This window comes from Streptomyces sp. NPDC088730 (genome assembly GCF_044751215.1).
In the GTDB taxonomy this organism is placed as follows: Bacteria; Actinomycetota; Actinomycetes; order Streptomycetales; family Streptomycetaceae; genus Streptomyces.
The window spans coordinates 175203-195259 of the sequence record NZ_JBIVLK010000007.1 but is presented as its reverse complement, the minus strand read 5'-3'; the positions used below and the strand labels follow the sequence as shown (position 1 = coordinate 195259).

Here is a 20057-nt window from a genome sequence, read left to right as displayed (position 1 = left end):
GTCAGCCGACCTTTCCTGTGTACGGTTCCGGCACGTCGAGGACGGCCTCGCCGTCCAGTTCGAGCCTGGTGGCCGCCACCACGTACGGGGCGCCGTCCGGGGTGAGCAGGACGGCCGCCGCGTCGGCGCTGACGCCTTCGGTACGGATCCGGCGGGCGACGGGGGAGAGCAGCACGGTCTCCGTACCGAACGTCACTCCGTGCCCCGCCGCGCAGCGGACCTGCGCGGCGTCCGCCCCCGTCAGCGGGCCGATCGCCGTGAGGAACAGCCCCTCGGCGGACCTGGCGGTCGTCGAACGGAGTGTGTGCAGCGTCCGGGTAAGGCTCAGCTCCGGCGTGCTGGACGTCGGATTGGCCACGACCTCGGTGACCTCGCTGACGGTCCGGCCGTCGGTGGGCGCGAACTGCCGCACCCGCGCGGAGGCGTCCCCCGACCGGATCACCCTGCTGCCGTCGGGCAGCCCCTCCGTGGGCCCGTCGGTCTGGAGCAGGAACGTCCACTCACGGGCCTCGTCCGCCTCTGCGAGGTCCAGCAGCACCAGCCGGCCCGACGGGGTGAAGACCAGCGTCCGGTCCAGCCTCCGCACCCCGAGCGCGGGGTCGTACATCGCGGCGATCTCCGCCGTCGCGTGCGCCCATCCGCAGTCGGGGGAGAGCAGCACATCGCGCTGCCTGGCCTGCCGTTCGAAGGGGATGTCCCGGTACACGTGGTACCGGTCCTCGTCCGCGTACCCCTGCCCGTCCACCAGCAGCAGATTGTGGTGCGCGGCCTTCTTGCGGTTGCTGTAGCCCTCGTCCACCGCGAGGAACGCGCCCTGCGAGACCAGGACGAACGAGCCGGAATCGGGGTGGTGGTGACCCTGGTTGAGAGTCTCCCAGCCGTGTTCCGCCCGGTGTTTCGCGGCCGTCTCCCAGGCCCGGTGGCCCCCGCCGGGGCTCGCCTTGAACGAGACCAGGGTGGCGTCGTCGTCCCAGCCGGTACGCGCGGCCAGCAGCCCCAGGTCCGGGAAGAACGCCCGGGTCTCGGTGGGCCTCGCGGCCTCCACGGACGGGTCGTACCAGAGGTATTCGAGGTAGGCCTCCGGCAGGATCCCCGGCCGTACACCGCTCTCGGCCGCCTCCTTCCACAGCAGCTCGCCCGAGGCCAGATCGCCCATCCACTGGGCCTCCGGGATGCCGTACTGCGCACCGAGGCGGTAGTAGAGCCCGGCACTGTGGCCGCTGCGCCGGTCGTGGCAGTCACCGTGGTCGACGTTGAACGCGAAGCCGGGCGCGGTCTGGTGCAGCCGGTAGCGGAACGTGTGGGACATGAACCCGCCGCGATCCCACCAGTCGATGTCCTCCGCCTCCTTCAGGAGGTCCAGGTGGACGGCGAGGAAGGGCACGCCGTAGCGCCAGTACACGACGCCCTCCGCGTGCGAGCCGTCCTGCGGCATCAGGTCGAGCACGGTCCCGAGATTCTCCCTGGCACGCTCCGTCCACTCCTCCTTGCCCAGCACGTACCCGGCCGTCGCCAGTCCCGCGTAGCAGATCCAGTTGTGGTTCTGCCAGTAGGAGGACGACCACCAGCTGCCCTCGCTCGCCACCGCGTACTCGTACATCCGCCGCCCCTGGAGCAGCAGCTTGTACCGCAGCAGCGCCCGTACCCCGTCCGGCAGTTCGTCACCGATCCACCTGTACGCGAGGGCCAGGTGGTGCAGCAGCCAGCCGGCGTCCAGGTCGTGGTCCGGCATATGGGCCTTGCCCCAGTGGGGCAGCCGCACCGCGGCCTCGATCCAGCGCAGGCTCTCCGCCAGATGGACCGGATCGCCGCCGACGCGGTAGGCGAGGGCCGGGTTGGAGGCCGCGGGGCCCAGCCAGGTGATGCTGGCCAGCGGGTGCGTACGGGGCGGGGTCAGCCCGCGGTGACGGGCAGCCTCCTCGTACAGCCGGGCCTCCTGCGCGGGGCGCGGGCCCGCCGGCGGGGTCGCCGAGAGCAACAAGGGTCAGTCCTCCGATCGGAACCGTGTGGTGCTGCCGTCCGCGAGCCGGACCGTCAGCCCGTCCCGCGCCAGCGTCACGTCGGTGACGGCGGGACCGGCGGACCCGGCCTGGTACACCGAGGCGAAGGTGACCCGGTCGGTGACGGCGGTGAAGTCGACCCGGGTCCGCACCCGCTGGGGGTCGTCGGCCGGGCCGGGACCCGGCGTGCTCACCGGGCGCACCGGCACCCCGGCGAGGTGCGTGTGCCAGCCGTGCAGCGTCTCGTCGCCGTACCAGGTGGTGCGCACCGGGCCGGTCCCCTGGGACTGGACGTCCAGGGCGGTACCGGGGCGCAGCTGCGCGGTGATGCGCCGGTCCTCCCCGGCGGTCACGGTCAGCAGGTCCACCAGGAAGCCCTCGCCCGCCACGATCCGGCGGACCGCGCGCACCCCCTCGTACGCGGTGGTCACCTCCGCGGTCACCGAGCGGTCGTCCGAGCCCAGCAGCGTGCCCGTGCACTCGGCCTGCTCCGCGCCGTCCACCCGGAACGCCGGATGCGCCTCGGTCGACGCGTACAGATCACGGAACTCGGCGTGGGCGTAGGGGACCTGGCCGGGGTCGGGCTGCCACGGGGTCGTATCGCCGTAGAGATAAAGAGACAACTTGTCCCGGTGGCCGTGCGAACCGCCGTGCGGGCCGAAGTCCAGCAGCGCGTGGATGCCCGCGACCCGCAGCACCCCGTAACCCGCCGCCCCGAACACCGTCAGCGCACCGGGCGCGGCCCGCTCCGGCAGCGGCGGGCCGGCGAACCAGCCGCCCAGCTCCCGGTCGAGACCGTCGTCCGCGTCACCGAGCTCGGCACGGGCCCGTCCGGCCACCGCTTCCAGCGCGGCGGAGGGAACCAACTGCTGTGCCAGTGCCACCAGTTCGAGCCACTCCAGGGCCAGCGGGGCGCGCAGGTACGGACCGTCGTGCAGGGCCGGCAGAATGCCGCCCGGTGTCGCGATCGCCGCCAGCACGTCCGTCATCCCGGCCAGCACATCCACCACATCGGCCGGGACGGCCGCCGGATCGGTCCCCCGGAGCGCGAGCAGCGCCGCCCGCAGCACGAACCCGTGGTAGTAGGTGCTGCCCTCCCACTCCCAGCCGTCCTGCGCGACCGCGACCCGCAGATGCGCGTACAGGCCGTGCTCGCCCTCCAGCCACTCCTTGCCGCCGTCCCACTCCTGCCCGCGCGCCGCAGCGGCGCCGCGACCGGCGGCCACCCCCGCCGCGTTGAGCCACGCGGTGTAGTTCGAGGCGAGCTGCCCCTTTCCGGTCAGCACGTCCCGGGCGTCCAGGGCCGCCCGCTCCAGCGCGTCCAGCAGCGGCAGCACCCCGGCCAGATCATCCGTGCCGTGCTCGGCGAGCGTGCTGACCGCGTGGCCGATGTTCACCGCCCAGATCGCGTCGGTCAGCGCCTGGTGGAAGAGCCGGCCGCGCAGCATCCAGCCCTGCGCCTCGCCGTGCTGCGCGGTGGCCAGCTCCTCGTACAGGCCCGCGTACTCGACGAGCCGGGCCACCGCCTCCGCCCGCTCGCCGCGGTGGGCGAGCACCCGCAGGTGCCGCGCCCACGCCTGGTGCGACAGCACCAGCCAGGCGCCGCGCACCGCCGCGTCGTCCACCCGGCAGCCGTACGCGCAGCGCGCGCCGCCCTCGGGGAACACCCCGCCGAGCACATCGCCGTGGTCCAGCTCCACCCCGTGCGCCGGGCACACGTACGCGTGCCACCAGCCGCCCCGCTCCCGGGCGATCCGCCTCAACGCGGCCACACGCCACCGTCGATGTCCACCGTGGTGGCGGTCAGGAAGCCGGACGCGGGTGACGCGAGGTGGACGACGGCGGAGCCGACGTCCTGCGGAGTGCCGGCCCGGCCCACCGGGATGCCCGCCTCCATCGCCTGCTGCGCCTGGGGCGCGGTGAACGTGTCGTGGAAGGCGGTGCCCTTGATGAAGCCCGGCGCCACGGCGTTCACCGTGATGCCGGTGCCGCCGAGCTCCTTGGCCAGGCCCTTGGTGAAGCCGACGACTCCGGCCTTGGCCGCCGCGTAGGCGACCGATCCGGGACCGCCGCCGTTGTGCGCGGCCAGCGAGGCCATGGTGATGACGCGCCCGGCCGACGACTTCGTGAGATGCGGCAGGGCGGCCCGCACGGTGCGGAACGTCGAGGTCAGATTGGTCGAGATGACCTGGTCGAAGTGGTCGTCCGACATCTCGGCGATCTTCTCCCGGCCGATCAGATGGCCGGCGTTGCAGACCAGGACGTCCAGGCCGCCGAGGAATCCGGTGGCCTCCTCGACGAAGCGGTCCACCTCGGACGTCACCGTCACATCGGCCTGGAACGCCTTGGCCCGGCGGCCCAGCGCCTCGATCTCGGAGACCGTCTTCGCGGCCTCCTCCGCGGAGGAGTGGTAGTGGACGGCGACATCGGCACCGGCCTCCGCGAGGGCGACGGCGATGGCACGGCCGATGCCGTGGCCCGCTCCGGTCACCAGCGCGCGGGAACCTTGGAGATCAGCAGACATGGGGGGTAAACCTTTCGGTATCCGGTCACTCGGGACCGGGACCGGTCACTTGAGACCGGCGGTTGCGAAGCCCTGCACGAAATAGCGCTGGCCGATGAGGAAGAGAACGACCATGGGCAGCGTGGCGAGCGTGGTGCCCGCCATCAGGAAGTGCCACTGGGTGCCGTTCTCGGTCTTGAAGACGGAGAGCCCGACCTGGATCACCCGGAGGTTGTCCGAATGGGTCACCAGCAACGGCCACAGGAAGTTGTTCCAGGAGGACTCGAAGGTCAGCAGCGCCACGGTGATGAAGGCCGGCTTGACCTGCGGGGACATGATCCTGGAGTAGATCCGGAACTCCCCGAGCCCGTCGAGCCGGGCGGCCTCCTCCAGTTCCACCGGAAGGTCCAGGTAGAACTGCCGGAAGAGGAAGACGGCGAACGGGGTGACCGCGCCGGGCACGATGAGCGCCCACCAGGAGTCCAGCCAGCCGCTGCCGCCCTGGCCGAAGAGGTCGTTGCCACCGGCCAGCGGCATGAAGCGGACGATCAGGAACTCCGGCAGCACCTTGGTGTACGTCGGGATCATCAGCGCCGCGATGAACAGGTAGAAGATGACCTCGCTGCCCCGGAACCTGATCCGGGCCAGTGAGTACCCCGCCATCGACGCCACCAGGACGTTGATGAGGGTGTGGCTGAACGCGATGATGAAGCTGTTGCGGGCGTACGTGGCGAAGGGCGCGGCCTTCAGCGCGTCGGCGTAGTTGCCGAACTCCCAGTGCTCCGGCAGCAGTCCGGCGTCCTGCGACGCGATCTCCACGGGTGTCTTGAGCGAGGTCAGCACCATCCAGACGAACGGCACGACCATCAGCAGCGAGACGACGCAGAGCGTCAGGAAGAGCGCGATCCGGCCGGCCGGACGGCGGCCGACCTTCGCGGCGGGCCGGGGCGTACGCAGGGCCCCGGACTTGAGCGGCTCAGCTGTGGCCACGGGTGCCTCCCATGATCCGCCGGTTGACCAGGGTGAAGCCCATCAGCAGGACGAACAGCACCAGGGACTGGGCGCAGGCGTAGCCGACGCGGAACTCCCGGAAGGCGGACTTGTAGATCTCATACGTCATCATCGTGGTGCTGTTGGCCGGTCCGCCGTCGGTCAGGATGTAGATCTGGTCGAAGGACTGGAACGCGTTGATCATCGAGGTGATGAGCACGAAGAACGTCGCCGGCTTCAGCAGCGGCAGCGTGATCGAGAAGAACTGCCGGACCTTCGAGGCGCCGTCCACGGAGGCCGCTTCGTACAGCTCCTTCGGCAGGGACTGCAGCGCGGCCAAGTAGATGAGCATCTTCATGCCGATGCCCTGCCAGATGCCGACCAGGATCACCGACGGCATCGCCCATGAGGTGGAGGAGAGCCAGGCCGGGCCCTGGATGCCGACGAACGACAACAGCGTGTTGAACAGCCCGTTGCCCGGGTTGTAGATCCACAGCCAGACCAGGGCGATGGCCACCGTCGCGGTGACCTGCGGCAGGAAGATCGCGGTGCGGAAGACACCCCGCGCCTTCAGCCCCGTGTGCAGGGCGAGCGCCGTCAGCAGCCCCAGCGCCATGCCGAACGGCACGGTGAAGAAGGTGTAGATGACGGTGTTCACGATGGACTTGCGGAAGACCGCGTCGTCCAGCATGTCCCGGAAGTTGTCGAACCCCACGAACTGCGGCGGTGTCAGCACGTCGTACTTGGTGAAGGCCAGTACGACCGCGGCGATGACCGGCAGCCCGATCCAGAGGGAGGCGTGCAGCAGGGCGGGTGCCACCATGAGCATGCCGGCCCGTCGCCTGCGACGCCCGGGGCCCGTCGCGGTCCTGCGCGACCGCCGGGTCGGCGGTGCGCTGTGCTCAGTCGGGGAAGGAGGCCGCGCGGGCCGTGCCTTCAGTACGGATACAGCTCCCACAGTGACGCCTCACATCCGGCCGATGGCGGACTCGGCCAGCCGGCCGAGTTCCGCGATGGCGTCCTTCGCGGACTGTCCGCCCACGATCGCGGGCTCAAGGGTCGGCTTGATCTTCTCGCGGATCTCCATCCACGCGGCCGTGCCGCCCTCCGAGCGCGCGGCGCTCATGTTCCGCAGCGACAGATCGACGAACTTGTTCTCCTTCACATAGCCGGATTCGTTGAGGTCCTTGAGCCCCGGCACGGAACCGCGCTGCTTGGCCGCGCCCAGGATCGACTCCGGGGTGGAGAGGTACTCGACCAGCGCACGGGCCGCCGAGGGGTGCTTGGAAGTCGCCGACTGGGAGACCAGGGTGCCGCCCTGGAGCATCGCCGGCCTGCGGTTGGCGAGGACGAAGCAGCCGAGCTTGTCGTCCTTGAGGAGGTCCGGCGACTGCTCGCGGCACTGCTCCCACAGCGCGCTGGTCGTCATCATCATCGACGCCTTGCCGGTCTGGACGTTCGACGGTGCACCGGCGTCCGTCTTCTTCGTGTAGTCGGCGGAACCGTCCTTCGACAGGTCCTTGAAGAACTGCAGCGCCTCGACACCCCGGCTGTCGGTGAACAGCACCTTCTTGCCGTCCTCGCTGAACAGCTGGCCGCCGTTGGCGAAGAGGAAGGTCTCCCAGCACTGCCGCAGATCGATGGAGAACGGGTCGAAACCGATCCGGCCGCCCTTCGTCAGCTGCTTGGCGATGGCCCGCAGCTCCGCCCAGTTGGCCGGTGTCTTCTTGATGCCCGCCTCGGCGAAGTGGTCCTTGCGGTAGACGACGATGCGGGTGTCCAGCACCACCGGCAGCGCGTACAGCTTGCCGTCGTAGCGGGAGGGCTCCAGCACCCGCTTCTCGTAGTCGTGGGCGGTGGCGAACTTCTCGGGCAGCGGGGCTATCGCCTTCTTGGCCGCGAACGGCGGGATCCAGCCCACGCCCATCATCAGCACGTCGGGCAGCAGGCCGCCCGCGAGTCCCGTGGTGATCTTCTCGTTGAGCTGCGCGTACGTGGTGTAGTCCACGTTGACCTTGACGTCCGGGTACTTCTTCCGGAAGCCGCCGAGGATCTGCTTCTCCAACAGCGTCTTGCCGTCGGCGCCCTCGTAGATCGGGGTGAGCAGCGTGATCTCGCCCTCGGCGGGACCGTCGGCGGAGCCGGCCGCGGAGGAGCCGGTGCCGCAGCCGGAGAGTGCGGCCGCGGCGGTACCGGCGCCGATGGCGGCGAGCAGCGACCGTCGTTTGAGTTCCATGGGCACCCCTTTTGAGGTGGAGGCAGTGGATCGATCCAGCGATGGCAACCCGGCCATGGCTGGGAAGCGCTGGTAAATCGATGCACTGAGACTAGGAACGCCGCGAGAGGCGCGTCAACAGCTGATGCACAACAATTTTCAGGGAAGTTAACAGGTGTACCGGTGAAGAGAGTTCAGTAAATCGGTACACTAGTCTGGCTGAACGCGTTCCGAACCGGAGGTGGCATGAGCGGGGTAACGATCCATCAGGTCGCGGAGGCCGCGGGGGTATCCGCGAGCACCGTGTCGAACGTCCTCAACGGGCGTACGGACCGTATGCAGGCGGCCACCCTGGCCCGTGTGGAGCAGGTGATCGAGCAGCTCAGCTACCGGCCCAACCGTGCGGCGCGGATGCTGCGCACCGGCCGGATCAAGGTCATCGGCCTGATCGTGCCGTCCGTCGCCAACCCCTTCTGGGGGTCGCTCGCCCGCGAGCTGGAGGCCATCGCGCTGGCCGACGGCTACCACGTACTGCTCTGCAACAGCGAGCGCGACCCGGCCCGCGAGCTCAAGTACAGCGAGGAACTGCTGGCCGACGGGGTGAGCGGCGTGGTGCTCTGCTCCTCACTGCCCTCGCTCGACCACGTCGCACCGCTGCTCGGACGCGGCCTGAAGATGGTCGCGTTCGACCGCACCGCCCAGGCGGGCGACCCTCCCTCGCTGTCCTCCATCAGCGTCGACAACGCGATGGGCGCCGAGCTGGCCACCCGGCACCTGCTTGAGCTGGGGCACCGCAGGCTGGCGTTCGTCTCCGGCTCGGTCAACAGTGTCAACCGCCGCGAGCGGCTGCGCGGGTTCCGGTCCGCCCTGGAGTCGGCCGGCCTCGACCCCGCCGACGCGATCGTCTGGCCCGGCGCGGACACCGCCGAGTTCGGTGACAAGGACGCCGCGGAACTGGGCCGCAACGCCGCTCGCGAGCTCCTCGGCCGGCCGCGACCGCCCACCGCGTTCGTCGCCATCAACGACATGTGCGCGATCGGGATCTGCCGGGGTGCGAAGGACGCCGGACGGAGCGCCGGACAGGATGTCTCCGTGGTCGGGTTCGACGACATCCTGCTCGCCGACCTCTTCGAGCCGCCGCTCACCACGGTCCGCCAGCCGCTGCCGGAGATGGCCGCCGAGACGTTTCAGCAGCTGCGCGCACGCATCGACTCCGCGCCGGTCGCGGGGCGTTCGCTGCTGATCCGGCCGAGGCTCGTCGTACGGAAGTCGACCGCGCAGGCACCCGACGTGGCGGTGGTGCCGGTGAACCGGGCGCGCATCGGTGAGCAGGCGGCTCCGGCGGCGGGGGCGCGCGGCTGACCGGGCGACGGCGCGCGCGAGGACACCGCCCCACGGGCGTGCCCCCGCGCGGGCGTCCGGGAAGGGGCCGTCGAACGGCCGCCGCGCCCCGGAAACGCGGATCTCAGGAGGCGGTACAGGCGCCGACGGCGGGCGCCGAGGTGTTGCCGTTCGTCATGACGGTGAACCCGAAGGACACGGAGGCCCCGGCGGCAAGGTTCCCGTTGCCGTTGGGCCGCATGGTCATCACGTTGCCGCTGCCGTCCCAGGACGGGGTGCCGTTCCAGGTGGCGGAGACCTTCTGCGGTGCCGTCACCGTGACCGGTACCGTCCAGCCGCTGATCGCGGAGTTCCCCGCCCGCACCGTCACCTGTCCGTTGAACCGGTCGCCCCAGGAGTCGGTCCTGGCGTACGTGGCCGTGCAGGTGGCGCCACCGGTTCCGCCGTCACCACCACCGCCGGAGCCGCCGAGCGAGGTCAGTACCGCGGTGTACGCGGGCTTCTTGGCGTAGTCGCCGTCGAACAGCAGCGGAGTGCCGCCGCTGCGCCACGAGTACTTGTCGGTGACGCCCCAGACGGTCATTCCCGCACAGCGCGACACGGCCAGGCACGCGTTGACGACCTTGGTGTAGTCGGCGGCCTGTGCCGAACCCGAGCCCTCGATGTCCAGTTCGGTGATCTGGACGTCGACACCGAGATCGGCGAAGCGCTGCAGGTTGGCCCGGTAGTCGCCCGGGACGGGTGAGTTGCTGTTGAAGTGCGACTGGAAGCCTACGCAGTCGATGGGCACACCGCGCTGCTTGAAGTCCTTCACCATGGCGTAGACCGCGTCGCTCTTCGCGTTCTGCCCGTCGGTGTTGTAGTCGTTGTAGCAGAGCTTGGCGCCGGAGTCGGCGGCGCGTGCGGTGCGGAAGGCTTCCTCGATGTAGCCGTTGCCCAGCCTGTCCTGGAAGGGCGAGCTGCGCCGGGCCCCGCTGCCGCCGTCCTGGAAAGCCTCGTTGACGACGTCCCAGGCGTAGATCCTCCCCTTGTAGTGGTCCATCACCTTGGTGATGTGGTTGTTCATCGCCGAGCGCAGATCGTCGGTGCCGAGCCCGCCGACCCAGCCGGGCAACTGGGAGTACCAGACCAGGGTGTGACCGCGGACCTTCATGCCCTTGCCCTGCGCGTGGCTCACGATCTGGTCCGCGGAACCGAAACCGAACGAGTTGCGGGCGGGCTCGACCGCGTCCCATTTCATCTCGTTCTCGGGCGTCACCATGGTGAACTCGGTGTCCAGCGTCGAGGCGTAGGCGGACTCGCCGAGGTGGTTCGCCGCGACCGCGGTGCCGAAGTACCTGCCCTTTGCGGCTGCCGAGGAGCCGAGTGAGGTCGCGGCGTCGGCCGTGCCCGCCAGCGACAGGACTCCGGCCACTGTGAGAACTCCCGCCGTGGCGAGGGTGAATGCTCTTCGTGCCCGGGAGCGCAGCGGCCGGCGCGCGGATTCTCCACCGGTTGGGGGATTGAGGATCACTTTCCAACACCTTCTTCCGGTTGATCGGGTGGTGCGGGGAGCGAGGGAGAGTATGCGCGCGCCGGAAAGATGCGTCAACGCCGCATTTCCGAAATATTTCGAACGGATTAATCGTCCATGCATCGCGATATACGGCTGTGACCTGGCTCTATGGAGTCTCTCGCAGCGTGCTTACGCTTGAGCGGGGGGACGGATGGGTACATTCGCATCCGAGCGTTACGAAAGCACTCCGAAATATTGTCCGGCCGAATTGGTGGAAGCTGGTCGCGACTGCGGAATGTGTTCACGTCTGTCGCGGCCGACCTGCGATTTCACTCGTGCATGATCGCTGTGCGTGAGGTGTGGCCCGGAATTCGGGTGCCTCCGCAGCGAAATGTTTCGAAGCAGAAAAAATCTTCGGTCAATTCCCCCGGGGCCGGGCGCCGTAGCGCAGCCCGTCGACGAGCAGCGCGACCATTCGCTGGGTGTGGTCCTCCCCGTCGTCGTGGGCGGGCATGGCCAGGTTGCCCGTGGCGCGCAGCAGATCGTCCGGACCGATGTCGGAGCGGATCTCGCCCGCTCGCGCCGCCGTGTCCAGGAGTGCGCCGAGTACGGGTACGAATCGCTGCTGGAAGTAATCGGGCAGGCTGTCGTAGGCCCGGTCGCCCGAGTGGAGGGCGGCGCCCAGCCCGCGCTTCGTGCCGATGAAGACCGCGAAGCGCTGCAGCCACGCGGCGAGCGCCTCGGCCGGCTCGTACCGCGCCGAGAGGGGTTCCGCGGCGTCGGCGCAGGCATCGACCTCGTTGCGGAAGACCGCGGCGATGAGGTCGGAGCGCTGGGGGAAGTGCCGGTAGAGGGTGCCGGCGCCCACGCCGGCCTTGGCGGTGATCTGACGTACGGGTGCGTCGACCCCCGAGGTGGCGAAGACCTCCGCGGCCGCCGTCAGCAGGGCGTCGGTGCTGCGCCGCGCGTCAGCGCGCAGGCGCTTGCCGGGCGGCACCCCTGTTGTGCCGGCGCCGGTCTCCCGGTCTGTGTCCTCGTGCACGACGCTCCCCTTGCTAAGCGGAACACTGTTCCGTATCGTTCTAGGTCGAACGCTGTTCCGGTTGTCCAAGCGTAGCGCCCGAGTGCGCTCTGCCGGGCACCGGTCAAGGTACGAGGAGAACCATGAACTACCGCACACTGGGCCGAACCGGCATCAAGGTCAGCCCGTACTGCCTCGGCGCGATGATGTTCGGTGCCGCGGGCAACCGCGATCACGACGAATCCGTCCGGATCATCCACAAGGCGCTGGACGCGGGGATCAACTTCGTCGACACCGCCGACGCCTACTCGCGCGGTGAGTCCGAGGAGATCGTCGGAAAGGCGCTCAAGGGCCGCCGTGACACCGTGGTGCTGGCCACCAAGGCCCACCTCCCGATGGGGGACGACCCCAACCAGCAGGGCAATTCCCGGCGCTGGCTGATCCGGGCGCTGGAGGACTCCCTGCGCAGGCTGGGCACCGACCACGTAGATCTCTTCCAGGTCCACCGGCCTGCACCGGACACCGACGTGGAGGAGACCCTCTCCGCCCTCACCGACCTGGTGCGCGCGGGCAAGGTCCGCGCCATCGGCTCCTCCACCTTCCCCGCGTCGGACATCGTCCAGGCGCAGTGGGCGGCCGAGCGGCGCGGCCTGGAGCGCTTCCGCACCGAGCAGCCGCCGTACTCGATCCTCAACCGGGGGATCGAACGCGAGGTGCTGCCCGTCTGCGAGCGCTACGGCATGGGCGCCATGGTCTGGAGCCCGCTCGCGCAGGGGCTGCTCACCGGCCGCTTCCGCAAGGGCGCCGGAACCGACAGCGTCCGGGCGGCCCGCGGTTACAGGCACCTGAGCGACGAGCGCCGGCTCGACACGGTCGAACAGCTCATCCCGGTGGCCCAGGAGGCGGGTATGTCCCTGACCCACCTGGCGATGGCCTTCGCCATCGCTCACCCCGGCGTCACCTCGGCGATCATCGGCCCGCGCACCATGGAGCACCTCGACGACCTGCTCGCCGGTGAGGGGACCGTGCTCACCGACGAGGTCTTCGACCGGATCGACGCCATCGTGCCGCCCGGAACCGACGTCGGGATGCTCGACATGGCCTACGACCCGCCCGCCATCGGGCAGGCCGCGCTGCGCCGGCGCGTGCCCGGCGAGCGCTCCGCCGCCTGATCCGGCCGGCCGCGGCCCGCACCCGGTGCGGGCCGCGGGCCGCACCGGGATCAGTTCGCCGAGGGGGCCCAGCCGTTCGCCTCGATGCGGTGGGCGTCGCCCGCCCGGCCCTCGTCGAAGACCGTGCGGCCGCCGTCCTCGACCCGGATCGCGTCGACGTAGACCCCGCGGCCGACGTACAGCTGGTCCGTGGCGTACCGCCACCTCAGCCGCAGCTCGGTGCCGTGCCAGGCCGACAGGTCCGCGTCCAGCCGGTGCCAGACCCGGCCCGACCAGCCGGAGACGGAGCCGGCCGGATGGGGTTCCGGCCGGGGCCGCCGGTCCTGCGGCGCCGGAACGGTACTGAAGGGCACCGGCCGCCAGCTCGTCCCGGAGTCCGAGGAGCCCTCCAGGAACAGGAAGTCGGAGTCCGGCTCGGTGTCCCACCACAGCGCGCAGCTCAGCCGGGCGCGCGACGAGGTGAGGGGCAGCGGCGGGAGCGCCAGGGTGGCCGATGACGCACTGGCCAGGCCGGAGAACCAGGCCGTACGGCCCCGCGCGGGCGGGACCGCGACGGCGCGCGCCAGCTGGTTGGCGGTGGCGACGCGCGGCGCGCTGCCGGAGCGCCAGTCGCGCACCGGGTGGACCGAGTTGCCGAGCACGATCAGGAATGAGTCCGTCGTCGGGTCCAGGACCAGACTGGTGCCGGTGAACCCGGTGTGGCCCGCGGTGCGCGGGGTGGCCATCGCCCCCATGTACCAGTGCTGGTAGAGCTCGAAGCCGAGGCCGTGCGCGTCACCGGGGAACGCGGTGTTGAAGTCGGTGAACAGCAGGTCCACCGAGTGGGCGGAGAGGATCCTCGCGCGTCCGTAGACCCCGCCGTTGAGGAGTGTGCGGGCGAGGACCGCCAGGTCCCAGGCGCAGGAGAAGACCCCGGCGTGACCGGCGACGCCGTCGAGGCTGTACGCGTTCTCGTCGTGCACCTCGCCCCAGACGAGCCCTCGGTCGAGGCCGGACCACGGCGGCCGCTCGTCCTCGGTCGCGGCGATCTTCGGCCGCCAGGAGGCGGGCGGGTTGTAGCGGGTGCGGTGCATCCCGAGCGGAGCGGTGATCTGCTCGCGGAGCAGGACGTCCTGGGTGCGGCCGGTGATCTTCTCCAGCACCAGCTGCAGCGAGATCAGGTTGAGGTCGGAGTAGAGGTATGCCGTGCCCGGCGGGCTGGCCGGCACCTCGTTCCAGATCAGCGCCAGCTTCCCCGCCCTGGTCGGCGCCGAGTAGAGCGGAATCCAGGCGCGGAAGCCCGAGGTGTGGGTGAGCAGCTGACGGATCGTGATGTCCTGCTTGCCGCCGCCGGCGAAGTCGGGGAGGTACGAGGCGACCGTCGCCTCCAGCTCCAGCCTGCCCCGTTCGATCTGCTGCACGGCCAGGATGGAGGTGAAAAGCTTCGACACCGACGCCAGGTCGAAGACCGTGTCCTCGGCCATGGCGATCTGCTGCTCCGGCGGGAACTCCACCCCGGTGTCGGTCTTCTCGTCGTACGCCGCATAGCGCACCGCCTTGCCGATCGGCCGGTGCAGCGCGACCGTCCCGCCCCGCCCGGCGAGCAGCACCGCGCCCGCGTACCAGGGGTGCTCGGGGGAGTCGCCGAGATACCTCTCGGCCTCGGTGACGAGCCGGTCCAGCGGCTCCTGGAGCAGCCCGGCCCGCGCGGCGGAGCCACGCCGCAGCGTCGGCCGGTGCTGCCCGGACGGCGATCCCGCCGCGGTTCCTGCGCGCATGTCCGACGCCCCCGCCTCCGGCTCCGTTGCGGACGCCGCCTCCGCGAACGGAATCGGCGCCAGGGCGAGTGCTCCGCCCAGGGCCAGCATCCCACCGCCCAGCCTCCGCCGGCTGATGCCCCCGCCCGCCGTGTCCTCGGTCATCCGGAACCCCTTCCCATGCGTGAAAGTAACTTTCGAAATCTCTTCCGACCTTGAAACTTCCTGCCGGACCAGAGGGTACTGTCACCCCCCGCCGCCCCGTAGGCCCCTGGGGCCACAAAGAATCTGACACTGCATCAGAAAAGCTCTTCCTTCGGCTGTCCGACTGCGGCATCCTGCCGCCCATGGAGACGGAGCTGAGCAAGAAACTGGGGATCGAGCACGCCATCTTCGGCTTCACGCCGTTCCCCGCGGTGGCCGCGGCGATCACCCGGGCCGGCGGATTCGGTGTGCTCGGAGCGGTCCGCTACACCGCCCCCGACGAACTCGCACGCGACCTCGACTGGATGCAGGAACACACCGACGGCAAGCCCTACGGCCTCGACGTCGTGATGCCCGCGAAGAAGGTGGAGGGTGTCAGCGAGGCCGATGTCGAGGCGATGATCCCGGCCGGACACCGGCAGTTCGTCCAGGACACCCTCACCAAGCACGGCGTCCCCGAACTCGCCGAGGGCGAGGCCTCCGGCTGGCGCATCACCGGCTGGATGGAGGAGGTCGCCCGCAACCAGCTCGACGTCGCGTTCGGCTACCCCATCAAGCTGCTCGCCAACGCACTGGGATCACCGCCCGCCGACGTCATCGCCCGCGCCCACGAGCAGGACGTGCTCGTCGCCGCCCTCGCCGGCAGCGCCCGGCACGCCCGGCACCACGCGGACGCCGGCATCGATGTCGTCGTCGCCCAGGGCTACGAGGCGGGCGGCCACACCGGGGAGATCGCCTCCATGGTCCTCGTCCCGGACGTCGTGGACGCGGTGGGCCCGCTCCCGGTCCTCGCCGCCGGAGGCATAGGCAGCGGCGAACAGGTCGCCGCCGGGCTCGCCCTCGGCGCCCAGGGCGTCTGGCTCGGCTCGCTCTGGCTCACCACGGAGGAGGCCGACATGCACTCCCGCGCCCTGACCGCGAAACTCCTCGCCGCGGGCTCCGGCGACACCGTTCGCTCCCGCGCCCTCACCGGAAAACCCGCGCGCCAGCTGCGTACCGAATGGACCGACGCCTGGGACGACCCGGCGGGCCCCGGCCCGCTGCCCATGCCGCTCCAGGGACTCCTGGTGGCCGAGGCCGTCTCGCGGATCCAGAAGTACGAGACGGGCGCCCTGCTCGGTACCCCCGTCGGCCAGATCGTCGGCCGGATGAACACCGAGCGCAGCGTGCAGGCCGTCTTCGACGACCTCACCCGGGGCTTTGAACGCGCCGTGGACCGGATCAACCGCATAGCCGGACGGAGCACCTCATGAACCAGCCGCCCAACGGCTTCTGGGCCCAGGCCACCGCCGACCCCGACCGTACGATCCTGATCGCACCCGACGGCGAGAAGTGGCCGGCCGGCCGGCTGCACGCCGACGCCAACCGGATGGTCCACGGACTGCGCGCCGCAGGCCTGGAGGAGGGCGACTCCTTCGCCGTCGTGCTGCCCAACGGCGTCGAGTTCCTCACCGCCTACCTCGCCGCCTCGCAGGCCGGCTTCTACCTCGTCCCGGTCAACCACCACCTGATGGGCCCCGAGATCGCCTGGATCGTCTCCGACTCCGGCGCCAAGGTGCTCATCGCCCACGAGCGTTTCACGGACGCCGCGACGGCCGCCGCCGACGAGGCGAAACTGCCCACCAGCCACCGCTACGGCGTCGGCGAGGTCGAGGGCTTCCGCCCGTACGCCGAACTGCTGGAGAACCGGCCGGTATCGCCCCCCGGGGGACGCACCCTCGGCTGGGTCATGAACTACACCTCCGGCACCACGGGGCGGCCGCGCGGCATCCGCCGCCCGCTGCCCGGAAAGCTTCCGGAGGAGACCTATCTCGGCGGCTTCCTCGGCATCTTCGGCATCAAACCGTTCGACGGCAACGTCCACCTGGTCTGCTCACCGCTCTACCACACCGCGGTGCTCCAGTTCGCGGGAGCCGCTCTGCACATCGGCCACCCGCTGGTCCTGATGGACAAGTGGTCGCCCGAGGAGATGCTGCGGGCGATGGACACCCACCGCTGCACCCACACCCACATGGTCCCCACCCAGTTCCACCGACTCCTCGCCCTCCCCGACGAGGTGAAGCGGGGTTACGACGTCACGGCGATGCGCCACGCCATCCACGGGGCGGCCCCCTGCCCCGACCACGTCAAACGCGCCATGATCGACTGGTGGGGCCAGTGTGTCGAGGAGTACTACGCGGCCAGCGAGGGCGGCGGCGCCTTCGCCACCGCGGAGGACTGGCTGCGGAAGCCGGGCACGGTCGGCCGGGCCTGGCCGATCAGCGAACTCGCGGTCTTCGACGACGAGGGCAACCGCCTCGCACCGGGCGAGCTCGGCACCGTCTACATGAAGATGAGCACCGGCGGCTTCAGCTATCACAAGGACGAGGGCAAGACCCGGAAGAACCGCATCGGGGACTTCTTCACGGTGGGCGATCTCGGCATCCTCGACGAGGACGGCTACCTGTTCCTCCGCGACCGGAAGATCGACATGATCATCTCGGGCGGGGTCAACATCTACCCCGCCGAGATCGAGGGCGAACTGCTCACCCATCCCGCTGTCGCGGACGCCGCGGTCTTCGGCATTCCGCACCCGGACTGGGGCGAGGAGGTCCGGGCGGTCGTCGAAGCCGCCGAGGGGTACGAGGCGGGTGACGCGCTCGCCGCCGAGATCCTCGGCCACTGCGCCGAGCGGCTCGCCGGGTACAAGCGTCCCAAGACCCTCGGCTTCATCACGACGATGCCCCGCGACCCCAACGGCAAGCTGTACAAGCGGCGTCTGCGTGAGCCGTACTGGGAGGGGCGCACCTGACGCGGCGGGGGCCGGGGCCCGCCCGCCGCGCGGGCCCCGGCCCGTGGTCGCGCCGCTCCCCGCCGCCGTCGGAACGGACCCGCCGGACGCCCCGGACATCCCAACCGGTATCCGGGCCCTTGACCGCCGGGCCCGGCCCGCACAGGATCACGCCATGACAGGTGTACGAAGCAGCACAGTCGACGGCGTCCTGACCCGCAGCGCACGGCGTACCCCCGGGCGAACCGCCCTGCGGTACGCCGACCGGACCTGGTCCTACCGGGAACTGGAGGAGGCCGTCAGTACCGCGGCCGCCGTCCTGATGGACGGCCACGGGCTGAGCCCGGGGGACCGGGTGGCCTCCTACGCCCACAACTCCGACGCCTACCTGATCGGCTTCCTGGCCTGCGCCCGCGCCGGACTCGTCCACGTGCCCGTCAACCAGAACCTCACCGGCGAGGACCTGGCGTACATCCTGAGCCAGTCCGGCAGCTCCCTGGTCCTCACGGACCCGGACCTGGCCGGCCGGGTTCCGGACGGCTACGCCGTACGCGCGCTGCGCGACGCCCCGGACTCCCTCCTGGCCGCACTGGCCGCGCCGCGCGCCTTCACACCCGGCCGTGAGCCGGGAGCGGACGACCTGGTCCAGTTGCTGTACACCTCGGGGACCACCGCGCTCCCCAAGGGCGCGATGATGACGCACGGCGCCCTCGTCCACGAGTACGTCAGCGCCGTCACCGCCCTCGACCTCCGCGCCGGCGACCGGCCCGTCCACGCCCTGCCGCTCTACCATTCCGCGCAGCTGCACGTGTTCCTGTTGCCCTACCTCGCGGTCGGGGCGGAGAACACGGTCCTGGACGCCCCGGAGGCCGGCCGGATCTTCGACCTCGTCGAGTCCGGACAGGCCGACAGCGTCTTCGCCCCGCCCACCGTCTGGATCGGCCTCGCCAACCATCCGGAATTCGAACGCCGCGACCTCGGCGGGCTGCGCAAGGCGTACTACGGCGCGTCGGTCATGCCCGTACCGGTACTGGAACGGCTCCGCGCCCGGCTGCCCCAACTGGCCTTCTACAACTGCTTCGGGCAGAGCGAGATCGGCCCGCTCGCCACCGTCCTGGGGCCCGACTAGCACGAGGGCCGGATGGACTCCTGCGGCCGGCCCGTCCTCTTCGTCGAGGCCAAGGTGGTCGACGAGGACGGCGCGGACGTCCCCGACGGCACGGCCGGCGAAGTGGTGTTCCGCTCACCGCAGCTGTGCGGCGGCTACTGGGAGAAGCCGCAGGAGAGCGCCGAGGCGTTCGCGAGGGGTGGTTCCACTCCGGCGACCTCGCCGTACGCGACGCGGAGGGCTACTTCACCATCGTCGACCGGGTGAAGGACGTCATCAACTCCGGCGGCGTCCTCGTCGCCTCCCGCCAGGTCGAGGACGCCCTCTACACCCACCCCGCCGTCGCGGAGGCGGCGGTCGTCGGACTCCCCGACGAGCGCTGGATCGAGGCCGTCACCGCCGTCGTCGTGCTGCGGGGCGAGGCGACGGAGGCCGAACTGATCGAACACGCCCGCGAACGCCTCGCCCACTTCACCCCGTCACCGCCGTCGTCGTGCTGCGGGGCGAGGCGACGGAGGCCGAACTGATCGAACACGCCCGCGAACGCCTCGCCCACTTCAAGGCCCCCAAGAAGGTCCTTTTCGTGGACGGACTCCCGCGCAACGCCAGCGGCAAGATCCTCAAGCGGGAGCTGCGCGACCGCTTCGCCTGACGCGGCGTCCCCCTGCCGCGCCCTACCCTCTGACCGTGACGCGGCCGACTCCGACGTGGAAGCTGTCGATGTGGCCGCTGCCCTGCGGAGCCGGTGTGCCCTTGTACCAGAGCGGGGCCGTGACCACGCCGGGATCGACGAGGTCGAGTCCGTCGAAGAACCGCGCGACCTCGGGGCGGGTCCGGGGCCGCAGGCTGATGCCGCTCGACCGGTAGGTCTCGGTCTTGTCCTCCTCGGCCGGGAGGAACTCATTGGTGAAGTGCGAGAGGATCAGGCAACTGCCGACGGGCAGCGCTGCCAGGAGGGTGCGGGTGATGCCGTACGGGTCCTCCTCGTCCGGCACGAAGTGCATGAGGGCGATGAGGGAGAGCGCGACGGGCCGGTCGAAGTCCAGCGAGTTCCGCGCGTGACGGAGAATCCTCTCCGGCTCGCGCACATCGGCGTCGAGGTAGTCCGTCGAGCCCTCGGGCGTGCTGATGAGCAGCGCCTCCGCGTGACGCAGGACGATCGGATCGTTGTCCGTGTAGACGACCCGGGCCGCCGGGTTGATCTCCTGGACTATCTGGTGGAGGTTCGGCCGGGTCGGGATGCCCGTTCCGATGTCGAGGAACTGGTCGATACCCGTGCGCGCGGCCCAGCCGGCCGCCCGGCGCATGAACGCCCGGTTCTGCGCGACACCCGCTTTCGCCATGGGCGGCATCTGCTCGCCCAGCTCCTGGTCCACCGGGTAGTTGTCCTTGCCGCCCAGGAGGTAGTCGTAGACGCGCGCCGGGTGCGGCCTGCTGGTGTCGATGATCGGGGTGTCGGCCGGATCCGGCGTCATGGCAGCTCCAGAATTCCTCGGTGCGCG

14 protein-coding genes and 1 pseudogene are annotated in these 20057 nt (G+C 70.5%); 5 read left to right on the top strand and 10 right to left on the bottom strand.

The window, feature by feature from the left end; genetic code table 11:
- Position 1 precedes the first annotated feature (1 nt).
- From ACIP89_RS22350 to ACIP89_RS22325, 6 genes are all read right to left on the bottom strand, one after another.
- Entirely contained in the window at positions 2 to 1981 is a 1980-nt protein-coding gene (locus ACIP89_RS22350; protein ID WP_402116327.1) for a hypothetical protein, read from the bottom strand.
- A gap of 3 nt (positions 1982 to 1984) precedes the next feature.
- A complete protein-coding gene (locus ACIP89_RS22345) occupies positions 1985 to 3772 on the bottom strand; it encodes a heparinase II/III family protein (RefSeq protein WP_401929124.1) in 1788 nt (595 codons plus the stop codon).
- Positions 3760 to 4524, bottom strand: coding sequence for an SDR family NAD(P)-dependent oxidoreductase (locus ACIP89_RS22340; RefSeq protein WP_073738935.1), 765 nt, complete (start codon positions 4522 to 4524; stop codon positions 3760 to 3762). Before ACIP89_RS22340 ends, ACIP89_RS22345 begins: the two co-directional genes overlap by 13 nt.
- Before the next feature lie 45 nt (positions 4525 to 4569).
- Positions 4570 to 5493, bottom strand: a complete 924-nt coding sequence (locus ACIP89_RS22335) for a carbohydrate ABC transporter permease (RefSeq protein WP_402116325.1) — start codon at positions 5491 to 5493, stop codon at positions 4570 to 4572.
- Positions 5480 to 6322, bottom strand: coding sequence for a carbohydrate ABC transporter permease (locus ACIP89_RS22330; protein WP_401928356.1), 843 nt, complete (start codon positions 6320 to 6322; stop codon positions 5480 to 5482). The genes ACIP89_RS22335 and ACIP89_RS22330 overlap by 14 nt, the downstream gene beginning before the upstream one ends.
- 138 nt (positions 6323 to 6460) lie before the next feature.
- Positions 6461 to 7729 carry an ABC transporter substrate-binding protein gene (locus ACIP89_RS22325; RefSeq protein WP_401928359.1) on the bottom strand — a complete coding sequence of 423 codons (1269 nt, stop codon included), beginning with the start codon at positions 7727 to 7729 and terminating at the stop codon, positions 6461 to 6463.
- A gap of 225 nt (positions 7730 to 7954) precedes the next feature.
- On the opposite strand from ACIP89_RS22325, the gene ACIP89_RS22320 reads away from it, so the two are divergent.
- Positions 7955 to 9070 (top strand): LacI family DNA-binding transcriptional regulator, encoded by a 1116-nt coding sequence (locus tag ACIP89_RS22320; protein WP_401928362.1) that lies wholly within the window; start codon positions 7955 to 7957, stop codon positions 9068 to 9070.
- Between the two features lie 103 nt (positions 9071 to 9173).
- On the opposite strand, the gene ACIP89_RS22315 is transcribed toward ACIP89_RS22320, so the two are convergent.
- Entirely contained in the window at positions 9174 to 10517 is a 1344-nt protein-coding gene (locus ACIP89_RS22315; RefSeq protein WP_402116503.1) for an endo-1,4-beta-xylanase, read from the bottom strand.
- Positions 10518 to 10962: 445 nt separating this feature from the next.
- Positions 10963 to 11586 (bottom strand): TetR/AcrR family transcriptional regulator, encoded by a 624-nt coding sequence (locus ACIP89_RS22310; RefSeq protein ID WP_402116323.1) that lies wholly within the window; start codon positions 11584 to 11586, stop codon positions 10963 to 10965.
- Positions 11587 to 11708: 122 nt separating this feature from the next.
- Between ACIP89_RS22310 and ACIP89_RS22305 the strand changes: the two genes are divergently transcribed.
- On the top strand, positions 11709 to 12737 hold the full coding sequence (locus tag ACIP89_RS22305) for an aldo/keto reductase (protein ID WP_401929117.1): 1029 nt from the start codon (positions 11709 to 11711) through the stop codon (positions 12735 to 12737).
- Positions 12738 to 12787: 50 nt separating this feature from the next.
- On the opposite strand, the gene ACIP89_RS22300 is transcribed toward ACIP89_RS22305, so the two are convergent.
- Positions 12788 to 14638 (bottom strand): serine hydrolase, encoded by a 1851-nt coding sequence (locus ACIP89_RS22300; RefSeq protein WP_402116321.1) that lies wholly within the window; start codon positions 14636 to 14638, stop codon positions 12788 to 12790.
- 182 nt (positions 14639 to 14820) lie between these two features.
- Here ACIP89_RS22300 and ACIP89_RS22295 point away from each other — a divergent pair, with 182 nt between their 5' ends.
- The 3 genes and pseudogenes from ACIP89_RS22295 to ACIP89_RS22285 all read left to right on the top strand — a co-directional run bounded on the left by ACIP89_RS22295 (position 14821) and on the right by ACIP89_RS22285 (position 19207).
- Positions 14821 to 15930 carry an NAD(P)H-dependent flavin oxidoreductase gene (locus ACIP89_RS22295; protein ID WP_401928375.1) on the top strand — a complete coding sequence of 370 codons (1110 nt, stop codon included), beginning with the start codon at positions 14821 to 14823 and terminating at the stop codon, positions 15928 to 15930.
- The gene (locus ACIP89_RS22290) at positions 15927 to 17468 is read left to right on the top strand and encodes an acyl-CoA synthetase (protein ID WP_402116319.1); all 1542 of its coding nucleotides are present in this window, start codon (positions 15927 to 15929) and stop codon (positions 17466 to 17468) included. Before ACIP89_RS22295 ends, ACIP89_RS22290 begins: the two co-directional genes overlap by 4 nt.
- Positions 17469 to 17622: 154 nt before the next feature.
- Positions 17623 to 19207: pseudogene (locus tag ACIP89_RS22285) on the top strand (fatty acyl-CoA synthetase).
- A 22-nt stretch (positions 19208 to 19229) separates the two neighbouring features.
- Here ACIP89_RS22285 and ACIP89_RS22280 read toward each other — a convergent pair.
- A complete protein-coding gene (locus tag ACIP89_RS22280) occupies positions 19230 to 20030 on the bottom strand; it encodes an SAM-dependent methyltransferase (protein ID WP_401928384.1) in 801 nt (266 codons plus the stop codon).
- Between the last annotated feature and the right edge of the window lie 27 nt (positions 20031 to 20057).